Origin of the sequence: Streptomyces peucetius, assembly GCF_025854275.1 — a bacterium.
In the GTDB taxonomy this organism is placed as follows: Bacteria; Actinomycetota; Actinomycetes; order Streptomycetales; family Streptomycetaceae; genus Streptomyces; species Streptomyces peucetius_A.
Genome location: NZ_CP107567.1, coordinates 3,656,590 through 3,673,764 on the forward strand (window position 1 = coordinate 3,656,590; position 17,175 = coordinate 3,673,764).

The following is a 17,175-nucleotide window of genomic DNA, read 5'->3' on the forward strand; positions in this document are numbered from 1 at the left end:
CCCTCGCCGCCCCAGGGTCAGGGGGCGCGAGCCGCTCCGCCGGCCGGCTCCCCGGCGGACCCGCCCGCCGGGTCCGCCGTCACCCGGGTCCCCGGGTGCAGCAGCGCGCAAAGGAAGGCGAGCGCGAGCGCGATGGCCATCCCGTAGAAGACCCGCTGGTTGGCCTCCGCGAAGTCCAGGCGGATGGCGTCCATCGCGTCGCGCATGAGCTGAGACTGCTCCCCCGTGCCGGTCGGCGCGCGGTCGTCCGCGTGGCCGGTGACCGCCTCGGCGATGCCCCGGCCCGCGTCCTCGGCCGCCGGGGCGGGGACGCCCCGCGAGGTGAGGGTGGAGACGACACGGTCGGTGGTGACGTGGGTGAGGACGGTGCCGAAGACCGCGATGCCGACCGCCGCGGCGAAGTTGCGGACGGTCTGGGTGATGCCGGTGACCTCCCCGTACGACGCGCCGATCGAGCGGTTGACGGCGTCGGTGGAGGCCGGGGCCAGCAGGAAACCGATGCCCGCGCCGGCGAGGGCCGCGTACGGCCACTGGTCGTGCACGGACAGGTCGGTGAGTTTGTGCGCCCAGAGCGCGAAACCCACCGCGCCGAGCGCCGTGCCGAGCTTCATCGCGGGCCGCGCGCCGCGCTGGTCCAGTATGCGGCCGCCCCACTGGGAGGCGATGGCGAAGCCGGCGAAGAAGTACAGCAGGAACAGCGCGGCCTGGTTGGGTGACGCGCTAAGCGAGATCTGCGCGTACACGGACGCGAAGAAGAAGACCGGGACGAAGGCGAGCATCGCGAAGAACAGCACCAGGATGTCGGCGGTGAACGCCCGGTCGCGGAAGACCCTGAGCTGGATCAGTGGATGCTCCACCCCCGGCTCGTACCGGAAGAACACGGCGAGGACGACCAGTCCGCCGACGATGCACAGCCAGGTCAGGAAGCTGCTCCAGCCCCATGCGGAGGCCTGCTGCAGACCCAGCACGCTCAGCCCCATGCCGACGGCGACGAGCACGGCGCCGGGGACGTCGAGGCGTTCACGGCGGGAGGTGTTCGGGACGCGGGCCAGCGCCGTCAGTGCGAGGGCGACGACCGCGACGGGTACGTTGACCCAGAAGATCGCGCGCCAGGTCCAGCCGGTGAGCCAGCCGCCGAGCAGCGGACCGACGGCGGTCAGCGCTCCGGAGAGGCCGAAGAACAGAGCCAGCGCCCGCCCGCGCCGCTCCACCGGGAAGACCACGATGACGACGGCGAGCGCGGCCGGGAACATCAGGGCCGCGCCGAGGCCCTGGGTGGCCCGGAAGATGATCAGCCAGGTCTGGGCGAAGTCGCCCTCGGGCACGGATCCGCAGAGCACGGACGAGACGACGAACATCAGGGTGCCGGTCAGCATGATCCGGCGGTGTCCGAAGATGTCGGCCAGCCGCCCGCCGAGGGCGAAGAAGGCCGCCAGGGAGAGCAGATAGGCGTTGACGACCCACTGCATCCCCGAGGACGACAGTCCCAGTTCTCTGACGATGCTGGGCGCGGCGATGGACACGATCGTCTGGTCGATGAAGGTCATCGACACCGCGAAGAGCATCGCCGCGAGCGCCAGCGTCTGGTTCGGCGCGCCGCGGGTGGAGGCGGGAGCAGCTCCCGCGCCGGAGCGGGGCGGGTGCCGTTCGGTGCTCATGATCGCGAGTGCCGTTCGGTGCTCATGATCCGAGTCTGGACCCGCTGGGCACCGCCCGCACATCAAGCCGTAAGGGGTTACGAACGGGCAAGGTCAGCGGAGGTGCGAGCGCCGCCGCACCTGCCGCGCCGGCCGGGTCGGTTCGCGAGCCGCCGGGTCAGTTCGCGGGCCGCTGGGTCAGTTCGCGGGCCGCTGGGTCAGGTGCTTGAAGGCGTCCAGGTTGCGGGTGGATTCGCCGCGCGAGACCCGCCACTCGTACTCGCGGCGGATCGCGCTCGCGAAGCCGAGCTCCAGCAGCGTGTTGAAGGAGCCGTCCGCCGCCTCCAGGATCGTGCCGAGCAGCCGGTCGAGTTCCTCGGGCGTGACCACGGACAGCGGGAGTTTGCCCACAAGATAGATGTCACCGAGGGAGTCGATCGCGTAACTCACCCCGTACAGCTTGAGGTTGCGCTCCAGCAGCCAGCGGTGGACGGCCGCGTCGTTCTCGTCGGGGTGGCGGATGACGAAGGCGTTGACGGAGAGCGAGTGCTTGCCGACGAGGAACGAACACGTCGTCGACAGCTTCCGGGTGCCCGGGAGTTTGACCACGTAGGAGCCTGTGTCCGGGCTTTCCCACTCCAGGTCGGCGTCCTTGAAGGTCTGTTCGACGACCCGCGTCACCTGCTGCACGTCAGCCATGGGGCGAGCGTACGTCAGTGGTGCGTGGCCCGTGAGCGGCGCCGGTGGTCGTACATGGCCGCCTGGTAGACGTCCGCCGTCGTCGACGCGGCCGTGTCCCAGCCGAACGACTGCGCGTGCCGGCCCGCGGCGTCCCCCATCCGGTCCGTCAGGGAGGGGTCGCGTACGAAGCTGCCCAGCACGTCCGCGTAGTGCGCGGGATCGTGTCCGGGCACCAGGAATCCGGTGAGCTCGTCACGGACGGCGACCGGCAGGCCGCCCACGGCGGCGGCGACCACCGGTGTGCCCGCCGCCTGTGCCTCTATGGCGACGAGGCCGAAGGACTCGCTGTACGAGGGCATGACCAGCACGGAGGCGGCGCGGAACCAGTCCGCGAGCCGCTCCTGGTCGACCGGCGGCTGGAAGTGGACGACGTCCGCGATGCCGAGCCTGGCCGCCAGCTTCTGCAGGCCCTCCGGCTTGGCCAGTCCGCTGCCGCTGGGTCCGCCGACGACGGGCACGAAGATACGGCGGCGCAGTGACGGGTCGCGCTCCAGCAGGACCGCGACGGCGCGCAGCAGGATGTCGGGGGCCTTCAGCGGCTGTATACGGCCCGCGAAGAGGGGGATGAACGCCTCCTGCGGGAGCCCGAGACGGGCCCGGGCGGCGGCCCGGCCGTCCGCGGGGCGGAAGAGGTCGAGATTGACGCCGGGGTGGACGACGGCGACCTTCGCCGGGTCCGCGTCGTAGAAGCGGACGAGTTCGCCGGCCTCCTCCGCGGTGTTGGCGATCAGCCGGTCCGCGGCGGTGACGATCTGGGTCTCGCCGATCACGCGCGTGGCCGGCTCCGGGGTGTCGCCCTCCGCCAGCGCCGCGTTCTTCACCTTGGCCATGGTGTGCATGGCGTGCACGAGCGGGACGCCCCACCGCTCGGCCGCGAGCCAGCCCACGTGGCCGGAGAGCCAGTAGTGCGAGTGGACGAGGTCGTAGTGACCGGGGCGGCGGGCGGCCCACGCCTGCATCACGCCGTGGGTGAAGGCGCACAGCTGGGGCGGCAGGTCCTCCTTGGCCAGGCCCTCGTAGGGTCCGGCGTTGACATGCCGTACGAGGACGCCGGGGGCCAGGTCCACGACGGGCGGCAGCCCTCCGGTGGTGGCCCGGGTGAATATCTCGACCTCGATGTTGATGGCCGCGAGGCGCTTGGCGAGCTCGACGATGTAGACGTTCATGCCGCCCGCGTCGCCCGTGCCCGGCTGGTGCAGGGGGGAGGTGTGGACGCTGAGCATGGCGACCCTGCGTGGTTTGCGGTGGCCGCCGGGGAAGCGGATACGCGGTGCCATCCGGCTGCTGCCGAGGCGGGACACGTACTGGCTCACGGCGGCGGTCCTCTCGCTGCGGGCACGACCATGCGCGGGGCCAGCGGTCCCGCACGGTCTCACAACAGCGGAAGGGTGGGTTCCATTTCCAGCTGCGGCCACTTTGCCAAATCATTACCATCTGTGGCCGACGTGTCCCTTGCGCCCCGGATTGCGCTTCCACGGCCCGTCATGCGCACGGACCGCGCCCCGGCAGCGGGCCGGGTCCTCCGCACGCCGGTCCGACCGCATACCCTCGCTGCCATGAACCGCCCCGTCGGGACCGCGACCCGCGGGACGACCAACCCCAACCGGCTCCGCCGCATGGACCGCTGGATCGCGCACGCCCACGGCCCCGCCCTGCGCCGCGCCGACTCCGCGCCCGTCGCCGTGGACCTCGGGTACGGCGCGGCCCCGTGGACCGCCGTCGAGCTGCTGCAGCGACTGCGCACCGCGGATCCGCGGTCGCGGGTCGTCGGCGTCGAGATCGACCCCGCCCGGGTCGCCGCCGCCGGACCCTACGAGCGGGAGGGGCTCACGTTTCGCCACGGCGGCTTCGAGGTGCCCACCGCGGACCGGCCGTCGCTCATCAGGGCGGCGAACGTGCTGCGCCAGTACGACGAGTCGGAGGTCGCCGCCGTGTGGGCGCGGCTGTGCGACCGGCTCGCGCCCGGCGGGCTGCTGGTCGAGGGGACGTGCGACGAGATCGGGCGGCGGCACGTATGGGTGGCGCTCGGCCGGGAGGGCCCGAGGACGGTGACGTTCGCGACCCGGCTCGGCTCGCTCGGGCGCCCCTCCGACCTCGCCGAGCGACTGCCCAAGGCGCTCATCCACCGCAATGTGCCGGGCGAAGCGGTGCACGCCTTCCTCCGGGACTTCGACCGCGCGTGGGCGGCTGCCGCTCCGTACGCCTCGCTGGGGGCGCGGCAGCGCTGGATCAAGGCCGTGGCGGACCTGGCGGGCGCGTGGCCGCTGGCGGACGACCGGAGGCGGTGGCGGCAGGGCGAGGTCACGGTGGAGTGGGCGGCACTCGCCCCCAACGGGGACTGACGGGGCGGCTGGCCCGTCCCTTGCTCTCTGCACCCTTGCCTGCGCCTGCGCCACGATCGGGTGAACCGACCGAACACGGGAACGCAAGAGGCGCGTTGCTCGTCAGTGGAGTGGAGGAGATCGGCGGGCACGCTGCGGGTGGGGTGGTCTATGGGGATGGTCCGCGTGCCGAACTGCCGGTCGACCCTGTCGCTTTTGCGTTCGTCATGACACCATCACGACGTCACACGGAAGTTACTGACGGTTAATCACATTCGGGCGCGTCGTACGCAGCCGGATGCCAGGCGTTCGTCCGAAGGGGGAGTCGTGAACCGACGCCACTGTGCCACTGCCGCGATCACACTGGTCTGCGCTCTGTCGCTGCTGACGTCTCCCGGGCAGGCCTTCGCGGCGCCCGAGCCGGCCCCGACAGCCCCGGCGTCCGTCACACAGCCGGACACGCCCGCGCCGCCCGCTCCGAACCGCCCGCTCGAGGAAGTGCGCCTGGAGATAGACGCCCTCTACCGCAAGGCGGCCTCCGCGACCGACGCGTACAACCTCGCGGAGGAGCAGACGCAGAAGCAGTCGGCCGAAATCGTGAAGCTGGCACAGGAAATGGCCAAGGGGCAGGCCAGGATCAAAGAGTTGAAGAACCGCGCCGGTGCCGCCGCCCGGGCGCAGTACCGCGGGGGCGGCCTGCCGCCCGAGGCGCAGCTGGCGCTCGTCGACGACCCCCAGCTCTTCCTCGACGGCGTCGGCCGCATACAGCAGGGGCAGAAGGCCACTAAGGACCTCATCACCGAACTGACCCGGACCCAGGCCGATCTGGCGACCTACACCCAGGACGCCAGCGCCCAGTGGGAGCGCCTCGAGGCCAACCGCGCCAAGAAGGAAAAGGCCAAGAAGGAGATCAAGGAGAAGATCGCCGCGGCCCAGAAGCTCGAGGACCGGCTCGAGAAGGAGGAGCTGACGCGGCTGCGGCAGCTGGAGCAGCAGGCGCAGCTCAAGGCCCAGACGGCCTGGCTCGATTCGGGCATCCTGAAGGGCGTCAGCGGCACCGCGAGCGAACAGGGCCGCAAGGCGGTGCAGTTCGCGACACAGCAGCTCGGCAAGCCGTACGTGTGGGGCGCCGAAGGTCCGGGCTCGTACGACTGCTCGGGGCTCACGTCACAGGCGTGGGCCGCGGCTGGACGGGGCATCCCGCGCACCTCGCAGGAGCAGTGGCGGCTGCTGCCCCGGATCGACATCAGGGACATGCGGCCCGGCGATCTGATCATCTACCACTCGGACGCCAGCCATGTGGGCATGTACATCGGCAACGGCGCGATAATCCACGCGCCACGGCCGGGCAGGAACGTGACCGTGGCGGGTGCCGGCTCCATGTCCATCCTCGGGGTGGTACGCCCCGACAAGTGACCTGAGCCACCGGGGACTCCTCACGCCACGCGGCGGACAGGTCCCCGCGTGACGCACGCCACGCGGGGACCGGGCGAAACGGGCAGGTCGGGTGATGTTCGTCATGGGATGCCGGACAACTACGCCCCTATGCGCGGCATATGCCAACGGCTCTTCACTGATCGCCATTCCGTTCGGCCGCCCCGTACCGCTATGGTCCACGGTCATGGGGGCGCCTCCCAGGCGAAGCCCTCGGGGGAGGGACGTCGATCGTCGTCCTGTCGTGCCCTCGGGGGGAGGGAAGGAACAACACCGATGCCCGTACCCGTACCGCGACAGAGGAACGTCCCCGTCGCGGAGACCGCCCCCGGCGGGACCGGCGGCGACCTGACGCTTCTGGTCGTCGAGGACGATCCCGCGGGCACCCTCAGCGTCCCCGAGCTGCTGGATGCCACCGGCACGCGCGTCCGGATCCGCACCGCCCGGAATCTCACCGAGGCGGAGCGGCTGCTCACGGACGACGTGCACTGCGTCATCGTCGACCTCGCGCTGCCCGGCCGGGCGCAGGACGACACCCTGGGGGCGCTCAAACACATCCTGCGCCTCGCGCCCCGGCACGCCGTGCTGGCGCTGACCGGGTCCGGCGACGCGGAGCTGGCGGCAGAGGCGGTACGGGTCGGCGCCCAGGACCACCTCGTGCGCGAGGAACTCGACGGGCGCCTGCTGACCCGCGCCGTGCGGTACGCGGTGGAGCGCAAACGGGCCGACTCCGCGCAGGTGAAACTCGCGGAGTCCCGGCTGCGCGCCCAGGAGAACGCCCGGCTGGAGCGCGGTCTGCTGCCCACTCCGCTGCTGGAGGGCTCGGACCTGCGCTTCGCGGCGCGCTACCGTCCCGGACGCTCCCGCGCACTGCTCGGCGGCGACTTCTACGACACCGTCCGCACGCCGGACGGCACGGTCCACGCCATGATCGGCGACGTCTGCGGCCACGGCCCCGACGAAGCGGCGCTCGGCGTGGAGCTGCGCATCGCGTGGCGGGCGCTGACCTTCGCGGGGCTGTGCGGGGACGATCTGCTCTCCACCCTCCAGCAGGTGCTGGAGCACGAGCGGGAGAGCGAGGAGATCTTCGCGACGCTCTGCACCGTGGACATCTCGCCGGACGGGCGACGGGCCGGGCTGTGCCTGGCCGGCCACCCCTCCCCGCTGATCGCCCGGCACGGCCGTGCGGCGCAGCTGCTGCCCTACGACGACGGGGGCCCGGCACTCGGCCTGCTGCCGCGTGCCCGCTGGCCGCGCCGGCAGGTGGAGCTGGGCGGCTCCTGGAGCCTGATGATGTACACGGACGGGCTCATCGAGGGCCGCCAGGGCCCGGAGACCAAGCAGCGACTGGGTCAGGACGGCATGGTCGCGATGATCAACCGGCAGCTCTCAGCCGGCCTGGAGGGCGAGGCGCTGCTCGAGGCAGCCGTCGGTGAGGTGCGCGAGCTCAACGGCGGCGACCTGACGGACGACGTGGCGGTGCTGCTGCTGAGCCGGAACGGCACCCGCCGCTGAGCGTCGCGGTCACCGGCCGCCGGGCCGGCGGCCGTCCGTTCCGCCCGCCTGCGTGTGCCTAGCGGCCGCCGTTGTAGGGGCCGTACGGTCCGTCGCTGCTGGAACCGCCACGGCGCCCGCCGCCTCCGGAGACCTGCTGGAGGGCGGGGCGTACGTCGACGAAGAACACGATCGAGGCGATCAGTCCGGCGATCGACAGGAACAGCATGGGGATGAACAGGTTCACGGCAACCGCGACGCCGAGGATGACCATCCAGAACGGCTTGGTCTTCTTGTCTGCGGCCCGGTAGGCGTCCTCACGGGCCAGGGCGGCCATGACGAACGCGGCCACGGACGTGACGAGGAAGACCAGGTTGACGATCATCCAGAGTCCGAAGTCGAAGTTGTCAGCCAGCATCCTCAGCACCGCCTAGTGAGTGGTTGGTGTCACCTGCCTCGCCGCAAAGGTACCTCCGCGGGGCACCCCGGCGCGATGAACGTGCCGGACGCCGCGTCACCGCGGCGCCCGTGCGTGGCTCACTTCCCCGCCGGCGGCGCGCTCTTCTTGGCCGCCGGCTTGCGCGCCGTGGTCCGGGCGGCCGGCTTCTTGGCCTCCGCGGCCTTCGGCTCGGCGGCGGGTGCGCTCGCGGCGCCGTTCTTCACGGCCCCGTTCTTCGCAGCCGCGGACTCCGACTTGGCCTCCGGCTCGACGGCGACGGCGATCTCGGTGAGCTCCTCGGCCGCCTCACCGCGCCAGGCGCGTACCGTCTGCTCGCCGTGCTCGGCGACCTTCTCGTACGTCTCACGGGCCTTGACCGCGTACTCGGCCGCCACGCCGACGCCGCGCAGCGCCAGGTCCTGAGCGCTCTCGCCGAGCTTCTTCAGGTCGGTGTCGAAGTTCCCGATGACCTCGGCGACCTTGGCCTGCATGGTGGCCTGCGCCTCCTTGGCCTGCGTGGTCACCTTCTCCTGCACGGCCTTCGGGTCCGCGTTGCGCACGGCGTCGATCCGGGCCGGTGCCTCGGCGGCGAGCTGCTCGATCAGCACCGGCACCTTCCGGGCCTGCTGGACGGCGAGGTCGGCGGTGCCGGCCGCGAAGTAGAGGGGAGTCGGGTCGGTGAGGGTCTTACGCAGGTCATCGGTGATGGCCATGACTGTGGTCCTCCCGGAACGCAGATCAGTTCATTTCGTGTTCGGTCCGGCATCGCCCGGCCGGTCGCCCGGCTCTTCGGCCGGTTCACCGGCCGTGCGGGGACCGTCGGCGGCGGTGTCCTGGGGTGTGGTGCCCTTCGAAGCGTCCGCGGCACCAGCGGTCTCGAGCCCGTTCTCCTTGCGGAACGACTCGTAGATCTGCAGAAGCACCTGCTTCTGCCGCTCGTTGATGGAGGGGTCGGCAAGGATGACGGCACGCGTCTCCAGCTCGTCCCGCTCCTGCTCGTCGAGGATCCCGGCCCGCACGTACAGCGTCTCCGCGGAGATCCGCAAGGCCTTCGCGACCTGCTGGAGCACCTCCGCGCTCGGCTTGCGCAGCCCGCGCTCGATCTGGCTCAGATACGGGTTGGACACCCCGGCGGCGTCGGCGAGCTGCCGCAGGGACAGCTGCGCGGTGCGCCGCTGCTCGCGGAGGTACTCACCAAGGTTGCCGACGTTGAGCGATGCCATGTCTCGATGATGCCCCGAGCGCGCTAACTTTTGCAAGCACCTGCTTGCAAAAGTGTTCCGCGCAACATCCGCCCGCCCCGGCTGTACCAGCCTTAGGGGGCCGGCGTGGCCCGCTTCGGCGCGCCATGTGCTCAGCGCTTGATGATCTGGTCGAGAGTCTCGGCCAGCGCGGCCTTGACCGCCTCGCGGTGGTGAAGAGCCACCGGTTCCGACTCGGGGTTCGGCCGCACGCCCCGGTCCGCGAAGAGGTGGAGCATGCGCAGCGTGCGCAGGCAGTTGGTGAGGTGCGGGGGGACCGGGGTCGGGATGTGGGCGGAGCCGAAGTTGGCGGCGATCGGCTCCAGCCATGCGGTCGCGTCGTACTCGCTCATGTCGGACCGGGTGAGCACCCGGGCGAGTGCCCTGGCCAGCCGGTCGTCTTCCAGTTGGCTCCATATGTGGCTGGTGGGCGCCGTCAGCCGCGCGGCGGCGAGGTCCAGCATCCGCACCGGATCCACCTCGGGATGGCAGCCGAACCTGTTGAGCAGGTCCGCGCCGTGCGCGACCGCGTGGAGCCAGCCAAGCTCCTCGTCATAGCCGCGCAGGTCCGTCTCGCTCGGGTACCACCGCTCGAAGGCGTCTACCCAGTCGGCCTTGAAGTCTCCTCTGGTCACGAGCATGTCGAGCACCAGAGGGGCGAACGTGCGGGCCTGGATCTCCGGGTCGGCGAAGCGGGCGGCCATCTCGTCCCCCAGCGCCAGCCGCCGGGGCTCGTCGATCACCCCGCGTTCTATCCAGGCCGAGAGGACGGAGTGAGGCGCTCCGTCCCGGATCTGCGGATCGGGATCCGCAAGGGCATCGGAGAGTATGCGCACCATACCTTCCATGGGGCGGTCGGCTGGCGGGGCGCAGTCAGCGGCTTCGATCTGGTTCCAGTTGATCACGGCGCGCAGGATAACCCCGCACCACCCTGCCGCATTGCGAATAAGCCGAGGCCGGCACATCCACCTGTACGCGCTGGAGACGGTAGAGAGGTGGCTGCCGTTGAGCGAGAGGACGAGAAGACGTGGATGTGTACGAAGCCGTGGACAGTCGCCGGGCTGTGCGGGCGTTCAGCGATAAGCCGGTACCCAAAGAAATACTCGAACGAGTGCTGGCTGCAGCGACGCGGGCTCCGTCCAGTGGAAACCTCCAGCCGTGGCACCTGTACGTCGTGACCGGCGAGCCCCTGGCTGAACTGAAGAGACGCGCGACGGCAAGGGCGCTGGCGGGAGATTCGGGCGATGAGCGGGAGTATCCGATGTACCCGGCCGGACTGGCCTCGCCGTACCTGGACCGCTTTTCCGCCGCGGCCGCTCAGCGGTACGAAGCGCTGGGAATCGAGCGCGATGACCCCGACAGACCCAGGAAGATCGCCGCCTTGAACTCGGAGGCGTTCGGGGCGCCGGTCGTCCAGTTCTGCTACCTCGACCGGACGATGGGGCCAGGACAGTGGGGGGGGGACGCGGGGATGTACTTGCAGACGGTCATGCTGTTGCTGAGGGCGGAAGGGTTGCACAGCTGCCCTCAGGTGATGTGGACGATGTACCGCAAGACCGTTGGCCGGACAGTCGGTGCCGGTGACGGGCTCGTACTGTTCTGCGGTGTCGCGGTGGGATTCGAGAAGACAGGAGTGCCACGACTGCGCACCGGGCGGGCGGCCGTGGCAGAGACAGTGCGCTTCGTCGGAGCCTGACCGCATCGCGGTCAGGCAGCAGGGCCGGCAGCGGTCCAGGCTGGAGGGTGGTGAGCGTGTCGGCGGTGGCCCGGGCGGTCGCGACGACCGCCAGGCCGACCGGTGTCCGGAACGCCGCCGTGCACGACTGCTGTCCTCTGCTCAGTCCTGCGGTGAGGGGTCCGAAGCAAGCACCGCCTGGCAAGCCGACCAGGCCGGCCGGCTCAGCAGGTGGCGGAAACGAGTGAACAGGGCGAGGAGTTCAGCTCCCCACTTCTCGCGGAAGGAAGGGTCGATGCGGGCGAGGTCGAGTTCGTTGGCGGCAGACAGCTCGGCGAAGTCCCGGAGCATCCCCGGCTCGGGAATGCCGGCACGGCCGGTGAACCGGTCGTGGAAGAGGGCGTCGGCATCCGTGAGCGTCGGGTAGGTGGCCTTCCGGTCGCACGAGGCGTAGAGGTACACGATGGCTTCGGCCTCGGCGCCGATCACCGCTGCGAGTTCGGCGCGGCGGTCCGGCGGAAGCAATGCGGCGGGAAAGCCGTCCGTGCCGTAGAACGCATGGCACAGGCCCGCCAGCTGGAGGGCCGGTCGCGCGCCCCATACGGCGAGTTGCTCCTGGACTCGCTGGAGGTGCGCGAGGAGCGTCCCTCCGGGATGTGCGGTCGTCGCAGCACCGAACTCGCGCAGGAGAGCGACGGCCCGGTCGGCAGCGGCAGCGGAATCAAGCATCGGGGCGGGATCCTTCCCTTCGGCGGGCCTGGCCGGTCCGGGGCAGGACCGCGATAGCCACTTTTTTGTGGGTACTTGGCGGCGGACGGCAACCGGGCGACCCTGGTGAGGGGCGGGCGCAGGGGCCGTCCGCACCTGGCGGAGAGGGGGCTCGGCAGTGGACTCGAAGACCGTGGGTCAGGAGGCCGTCCGGGCCTCGGCGAGCTTCTCGAGGCGCCGGTGGCCCCAGTCGGACAAGGGAGCCAGCGCCTCGGAGAGATCCCGGCCGAACGCGGTCAGGGAGTACACCGTCTTCAGCGGCAGCACGTCGTGCACCTCGCGGTGCACGAGCCCGTCGCTCTCCATCTCCCGCAGTGCCTGAGTCAGCACCTTCTCGCTGAGGCCCGGCAGCTGTCGGCGCAGCTCGCCGGGGCGGTGCGGGCCGGACTCCAGCAGCCAGAGCAGAGCGGTCTTCCACTTGCCGTCGATCACTGCGATCGCGGCGGTCACCCCACAGACGTTCAGGTCCCGGGCACGACTGCGTGTCACCTTCGCCTCATTTCCATTCTTTTGCCATTGCTTCCAAGGGAGTTGGACCATGTCCACGAACACCGAACAGTCTGCCGTCACGGTGCTCGGCCTGGGGCCGATGGGCCGGTCGCTGGCCGGAGCGTTCCTCGACGCGGGAATGCGCACCACCGTCTGGAACCGGACACCCGGCAAGGACCGGGAGCCGGCCGCACGCGGCGCGGTCAGCGCCCGATCGGCAGAGGAGGCGGTCTCCGCGAGCGGGCTCATCGTGGTCTGCGTGGTGAACTACGACGCATCGGACGCCATTCTGCGGCGCGAGGCGGTCACCGCCGCGCTCAAGGGCCGCACGGTGGTCAACCTGACCGCCGACACCCCCGAGCGCGCCCGCGACACCTCCAAGTGGGCGGCCGAGCACGGCATCCGGTACCTGGACGGCGCGATCATGACGCCGACCACCACCATCGGAACCCCGGCCGGGGTGTTCCTCCACAGCGGCCCGAAGGACCTGTACCTCGAGCACCGGCCAGTACTGGAGGCGCTGGGAGGCACCCACACGCACCTCGGGGAGGACATCGGCCGGGCGGCGGCCTACGACATCGCGCTGCTCGACATCTTCTGGACCGCGATGGCGGGCTATGCGCACGCCCTGGCGGTGGCGCGGGCGGAGGGCATCTCCGCGCGTGAGCTGGCACCGTTCGCGAAGGGGATCGGCGCGATCCTCCCGCCGCTCTTCGAAGAGACCGCGGAGGAGATGGACCAGGGCACCTTCTCCGGCGAGGGCAACCCGCTCACGTCGGCGGTCTCGTCCATGGCCCACATCGTCCACACATCCGAGGCCCACGGCATCGACGCGGGCGTGATGCGCGCGGCGGAGGGCCAGGCACGGCGCGCGATCGGGCGCGGTCACGGCGCCGACGGGTTCATCCGGATCGCCGAGTTCCTCGGCCGCCGCTGACCGCCTGCGCGGCACGTCGGCGGCTCGGTAGCGTGCACCCGTGAGCGGGGACACGAACGGCGCGGGGACCGAGGAATCGGGCTGGGACGCGACCCGGTCCTGGGTGGAGAAGCAGCTCGGCGCGGGTGAGCACATCGCGGGCGTCGAGCGGCTTCTCGGCGGCTGGACATCGACGATGCGGCGGCTGAGCACCGCGGGGCCGGCCGGCACGGGGCGCACGCTGGTGCTGCGTTCGTTCGTCAAGCCCTTCTATCTCCGGCATGCGGCTGGGCTGCTCACCCGCGAGGCGGACATCCTGCGCCTGCTCGGACCGACGGACGTACCCGTGGCGGAGCTGCGGGCCGTCGACGCGAGCGGCGAGCACTGCGACCACCCGTCGCTTCTGATGAGCCTGCTGCCGGGGCGGATACGGCTGGACGAGGACGGTGCCGGCCACCGGTCCGCCCTGCTCGCACGCGAGTTGGTGCGCATCCACCGGCTGCGCGTGCCGGAGGCGGACCGGCCCCGGGCCTACCAGGCGTGGACCGCCCCCGAGCGGGTCCGCGTGCCCGGGGCGACGGACCGGCCGGAGGTGTGGCGGCACGCGGTCGACATCATCCGCCAGGACCCTCCCCGCCACGAAAGCTGCTTCCTGCACCGGGACTTCCACCCGGGGAACGTGCTGTTCACCGGGGACGCGGACGGCCTGCGCATCAGCGGGGTCGTCGACTGGGTGGAGACGTCATGGGGCCCGGCCGACCTCGACGTGGCCCACTGCTCGACCGCGCTCGCCCTGCTGCACGGCCCGGACGAGGGCATGCGCTTCGCGGACCGGTACGCCGCCGAGGGCGGCCGGCTGTCCCAGGACCCGGCCGCCCACCTCTACTGGCGCATGCTCGACGTGCTCGCCTTCGCCCCGGACGCGGAGAAGGTCGCCGTCCCGTGGCGGGAGTCGGGCCGTACCGACCTGACCGCCCCGCTGCTCGGCCGGCGCCTCGAGGAGTACCTCGAGGCCCTGCTCCGCCGCTACTGCTGAGACGACCCGCCGGCCGACGCCAGCAGTGCCGTCTCGTCGTCAGAGAGCCGCAGGGCACCGGCCGCCACGTTGTCGGCCAGGTGGTCCGGGTCGCCGGTGCCCGGGATCGCCAGCACGTGCGGGCCGCGCCGCAGCGTCCAGGCGAGCCGGATCTGCGCGGGGCTCGCGCCGTGCGCACGGGCGACGGCGAGGACCTCGTCGCTTTCCGTACCGCTCGCACCGGCCTCGCGGCCCGCGCCCGCGATCGCGAAGAACGGTACGAACGCCACGCCCTGTTCACCGCAGGCGTCCAGGAACGCGTTGTGCTCGGGCGAGGCTCCCACCCCGAACGGGTTCTGCACGCACACCACCGGCGCGATAACCTGTGCCTCCGCGAGGTGCTGGGGCCTGACGTGGGAGATGCCCAGGTGCCGGACGAGTCCGGCGTCCCTCAGCTCGGCGAGGGCCCCGAAGTGCTCGGCGAGGGAGGCGTCCGCCATGCTGCGCGGCATACGGAGGTTCACCACGTCGAGGTGGTCGCGGCCGAGCTGCCGCAGGTTCTCCTCGACCTGGCCGCGCAGCTGTTCCGGCCTGGCCCACCACCACTCCCCCGAGGTGTCGCGGCCCGGCCAGACCTTGGTGGTGATGACGAGATCGTCCGGGTACGGCGCGAGCGCCCGGTTGATCAGCTCGTTCGCGGAGCGCGTCGACGAGAAGTAGAACGCGGCGGTGTCGATGTGGTTCACCCCGAGCTCGACCGCCCGCCGCAGCACCGCGATCGCCCGGTCCCGGTCGCTCGGGCTGCCGTCCGCGTTCCCCGTGAGCCGCATCGCACCGAACCCGATCCGGTTGACCGTCAGGTCCCCCAGCTTCCAACTGCCCGCCGCAGCCGCGTCGATCGTCGTTGAAGTCATTCCCGGAAGTCTGGCACGTGCCCCGTCCGCGTCGCGCCGTCCGACGTCCCCGGGCGGGCGCAGCCCCGCAGTTCCGGCGGCAGCGGTCGGCTGTGGAGCACGTCGAGACGGGAGACCGCGCGGGTGAGCACCACGTACAGACGGTGCAGTCCGCGCGTCTCCGCCTCGGCGATCGCGGCGGGTTCGGTGACGACGACGTGGTCGTACTCGAGGCCCTTGGCGAGCGTCGCGGGCACGACGGCGACCCGGCCGCCGTCGTCGCCTCCGGGGCCGGGACCGAGCGCGGCGCGCAGGCGGCCGGTGTCCTGGTCCGCGGCGATGACGGCGATCGAGCCCTCGCTCTTCAGGGCCTCGCGTACCGCGTCGGCCGTGGCGGCGGCGATGTCGTCGACCCGGCGCACCGTCAACTCGCCGTCCGTGCGCAGCGACCGGGCGGGCGGCACGGTGACGCCCAGCGCGCCGACGAGGCGGTCGGCGTACTCGATGACGGCCGCCGGGACGCGGTAGCCGGTGGTCAGCGCGACCACGTCCGCCTCTGCCTTGCCGAGGTGCGCGAGCTGTTCGCGCCAGTTGCGGGCGGCCCACGGCGTGGTGCCCTGGGCCAGGTCGCCGAGGACGGTGAGGGAACCGAAGTCCGCCCGGCGTGCGACGGCACGGCACTGCATCGGCGACAGGTCCTGGGCCTCGTCGACGACGATGTGGGCGTAGCCCGCGGGGCGTTCGATCAGTCCGGCGAGCTCGTCGAGGAGGACGAGATCGGCCGCGGACCACTTCGCGGACCGGTACGAGCGCGGCGGCCCGGCCCATCGGATCGCCTCCCGTTCGTCCGGGGCGAGGAGCGGATCGCTGGGGTCGGTGAGCAGCTCTGCCAGCACCTCCTCGGGCCGGGTCCTCGGCCACACGGCGTCAACGAACGCGCCGACCGCGCGTGATCTGCCGATGCGCTGCGCCCAGGCGTCGCTCCTCGGCCCGGCCCGCCGCTCCGCTTGTAGTTGTACGGCCCGTACGACGCGGCTGCGGACCCGTTCGCGGCCGACGGCGTACGGCGGCGCCTCCTCGCGCACCTTCGCGACGATCCGCTCCAGCTCGTCGAGCGGCACCCGCCACCGGTACGAACCGTCGGGCACGGCGACCGGTTCGGCCGGCGGCCGCACCCGGGCGTGCAGGGCGCGGCGCAGTACGGCCGCCATGCGGATGTCGTGCTTGACGACCGCCGCGGCCTCGGAGTCGTGGGCACGGATGTCGTGGCGGGCGATCTCGTCCTCGACGGTGGACTGGCGGACGCCGGTCTCCCCGAGGGCCGGGAGCACTTCGGAGATGTAGGACAGGAACGTCCGGTTGGGACCGAGGATCAGCAGCCCGCCGTGCCCCAGGCGCTGCGGATACGTGTAGAGCAGATACGCGGCCCGGTGCAGGCCGACGGCGGTCTTGCCGGTGCCGGGGGCGCCCTGCACGCAGACGGTGCCGGCCGGTTCGGCGCGTACGAGGTGGTCCTGTTCGGGTTGGATGGTGGCGGCGATGTCGCGCATCGGGCCGATGCGGGGCCGCTCGATCTCGTCCGCGACGATCGCGCTCGTGCCGGTGGTCTCGCCCCGGCCCAGCCGTTCGTCCTCCAGGCTCGTCAGATCGGCCGGGTCGCCCTTGCCGAAGGGCGCCCAGCCGAACCGCCGGCGTACCGCGATGCCCTGCGGGTCACCGGCGCTCGCCTGGTAGAAGGCGCGCGCGACGGGGGCGCGCCAGTCGACGACGAGCGGGGGGTCGGCGGGGTGGCGGCTGACGCGGCGGCGGCCGAGGTGGTGGCTCCGGCCGTCCTCGTGGTCGAGGCGGCCGAAGAACAGCGGGCCCGGCGGCTGCTCGCGCAGTTCCTTGGCGTCGCTGCGGAACCGGTACCCGAGGGCTTCGGCGTCGGCGCCGGACGCGGAGACGTCGGCCCCGGTGGCGACACGGTGGTCCGCGGCGGCCAGCATCTCCGCCAGGGCGGCGCGGCAGGCTTCGTGGAAGGCGCGTTCCTGCTCGAGGGCATGGCTGAGGTCAAGTTTGAGGTCATGGTTCGGTGACGTCATTCCCGCGAGAATAACGCAACCGAGTCAC

Annotated in this window: 17 protein-coding genes; 6 read left to right on the forward strand and 11 right to left on the reverse strand. The window is 71.7% G+C overall.

Translation table 11 applies throughout. The features are described from left to right. Positions 1–17: 17 nt before the first annotated feature. The 3 genes from OGH68_RS16685 to mshA form a co-directional block, all read right to left on the reverse strand. Positions 18–1,658 carry an MFS transporter gene (locus tag OGH68_RS16685; protein WP_413470992.1) on the reverse strand — a complete coding sequence of 547 codons (1,641 nt, stop codon included), beginning with the start codon at positions 1,656–1,658 and terminating at the stop codon, positions 18–20. Between the two features lie 177 nt (positions 1,659–1,835). Further along, entirely contained in the window at positions 1,836–2,336 is a 501-nt protein-coding gene (locus tag OGH68_RS16690; protein ID WP_264244855.1) for a YbjN domain-containing protein, read from the reverse strand. Positions 2,337–2,350: 14 nt separating this feature from the next. Then, positions 2,351–3,691: a D-inositol-3-phosphate glycosyltransferase gene (gene mshA, locus OGH68_RS16695; protein ID WP_264244857.1), complete on the reverse strand. Its 1,341-nt coding sequence runs from the start codon at positions 3,689–3,691 to the stop codon at positions 2,351–2,353. Positions 3,692–3,934: 243 nt separating this feature from the next. Between mshA and OGH68_RS16700 the strand changes: the two genes are divergently transcribed. From OGH68_RS16700 to OGH68_RS16710, 3 genes are all read left to right on the forward strand, one after another. Beyond that, positions 3,935–4,720, forward strand: a complete 786-nt coding sequence (locus OGH68_RS16700; RefSeq protein ID WP_264244859.1) for a class I SAM-dependent methyltransferase — start codon at positions 3,935–3,937, stop codon at positions 4,718–4,720. A 306-nt stretch (positions 4,721–5,026) separates the two neighbouring features. Beyond that, on the forward strand, positions 5,027–6,115 hold the full coding sequence (locus OGH68_RS16705; protein ID WP_264244861.1) for a C40 family peptidase: 1,089 nt from the start codon (positions 5,027–5,029) through the stop codon (positions 6,113–6,115). A gap of 294 nt (positions 6,116–6,409) precedes the next feature. After that, positions 6,410–7,648 carry a PP2C family protein-serine/threonine phosphatase gene (locus OGH68_RS16710; RefSeq protein WP_264244863.1) on the forward strand — a complete coding sequence of 413 codons (1,239 nt, stop codon included), beginning with the start codon at positions 6,410–6,412 and terminating at the stop codon, positions 7,646–7,648. A gap of 58 nt (positions 7,649–7,706) precedes the next feature. On the opposite strand, the gene OGH68_RS16715 is transcribed toward OGH68_RS16710, so the two are convergent. The 4 genes from OGH68_RS16715 to OGH68_RS16730 all read right to left on the reverse strand — a co-directional run bounded on the left by OGH68_RS16715 (position 7,707) and on the right by OGH68_RS16730 (position 10,146). Then, entirely contained in the window at positions 7,707–8,045 is a 339-nt protein-coding gene (locus tag OGH68_RS16715) for a DUF2516 family protein (protein ID WP_264244865.1), read from the reverse strand. Positions 8,046–8,164: 119 nt separating this feature from the next. Beyond that, on the reverse strand, positions 8,165–8,779 hold the full coding sequence (locus tag OGH68_RS16720; protein ID WP_264244867.1) for a hypothetical protein: 615 nt from the start codon (positions 8,777–8,779) through the stop codon (positions 8,165–8,167). A gap of 30 nt (positions 8,780–8,809) precedes the next feature. After that, entirely contained in the window at positions 8,810–9,289 is a 480-nt protein-coding gene (locus OGH68_RS16725; protein WP_264244868.1) for a helix-turn-helix domain-containing protein, read from the reverse strand. Positions 9,290–9,420: 131 nt separating this feature from the next. Further along, a complete protein-coding gene (locus tag OGH68_RS16730) occupies positions 9,421–10,146 on the reverse strand; it encodes a DUF2785 domain-containing protein (RefSeq protein WP_264244870.1) in 726 nt (241 codons plus the stop codon). A 188-nt stretch (positions 10,147–10,334) separates the two neighbouring features. Here OGH68_RS16730 and OGH68_RS16735 point away from each other — a divergent pair, with 188 nt between their 5' ends. Continuing rightward, positions 10,335–11,003, forward strand: a complete 669-nt coding sequence (locus OGH68_RS16735; RefSeq protein ID WP_264244872.1) for a nitroreductase — start codon at positions 10,335–10,337, stop codon at positions 11,001–11,003. A gap of 141 nt (positions 11,004–11,144) precedes the next feature. On the opposite strand, the gene OGH68_RS16740 is transcribed toward OGH68_RS16735, so the two are convergent. Together OGH68_RS16740 and OGH68_RS16745 are read right to left on the reverse strand one after the other, a co-directional pair. Next, complete coding sequence (locus OGH68_RS16740; protein WP_264244874.1) at positions 11,145–11,711, reverse strand: DUF6817 domain-containing protein; 567 nt, start codon at positions 11,709–11,711, stop codon at positions 11,145–11,147. 177 nt (positions 11,712–11,888) lie between these two features. Then, positions 11,889–12,239, reverse strand: a complete 351-nt coding sequence (locus OGH68_RS16745) for a winged helix-turn-helix transcriptional regulator (protein ID WP_264244876.1) — start codon at positions 12,237–12,239, stop codon at positions 11,889–11,891. Between the two features lie 49 nt (positions 12,240–12,288). Here OGH68_RS16745 and OGH68_RS16750 point away from each other — a divergent pair, with 49 nt between their 5' ends. Further along, positions 12,289–13,176 carry an NAD(P)-dependent oxidoreductase gene (locus tag OGH68_RS16750; protein ID WP_264244878.1) on the forward strand — a complete coding sequence of 296 codons (888 nt, stop codon included), beginning with the start codon at positions 12,289–12,291 and terminating at the stop codon, positions 13,174–13,176. 40 nt (positions 13,177–13,216) lie between these two features. Beyond that, positions 13,217–14,191 carry a phosphotransferase family protein gene (locus tag OGH68_RS16755; protein ID WP_264244880.1) on the forward strand — a complete coding sequence of 325 codons (975 nt, stop codon included), beginning with the start codon at positions 13,217–13,219 and terminating at the stop codon, positions 14,189–14,191. Here the strand turns inward: OGH68_RS16755 and OGH68_RS16760 are convergent. After that, on the reverse strand, positions 14,182–15,084 hold the full coding sequence (locus OGH68_RS16760; protein WP_264244881.1) for an aldo/keto reductase: 903 nt from the start codon (positions 15,082–15,084) through the stop codon (positions 14,182–14,184). The genes OGH68_RS16755 and OGH68_RS16760 overlap by 10 nt on opposite strands. Beyond that, positions 15,081–17,147: a HelD family protein gene (locus tag OGH68_RS16765; RefSeq protein WP_264244883.1), complete on the reverse strand. Its 2,067-nt coding sequence runs from the start codon at positions 17,145–17,147 to the stop codon at positions 15,081–15,083. Before OGH68_RS16765 ends, OGH68_RS16760 begins: the two co-directional genes overlap by 4 nt. Between the last annotated feature and the right edge of the window lie 28 nt (positions 17,148–17,175).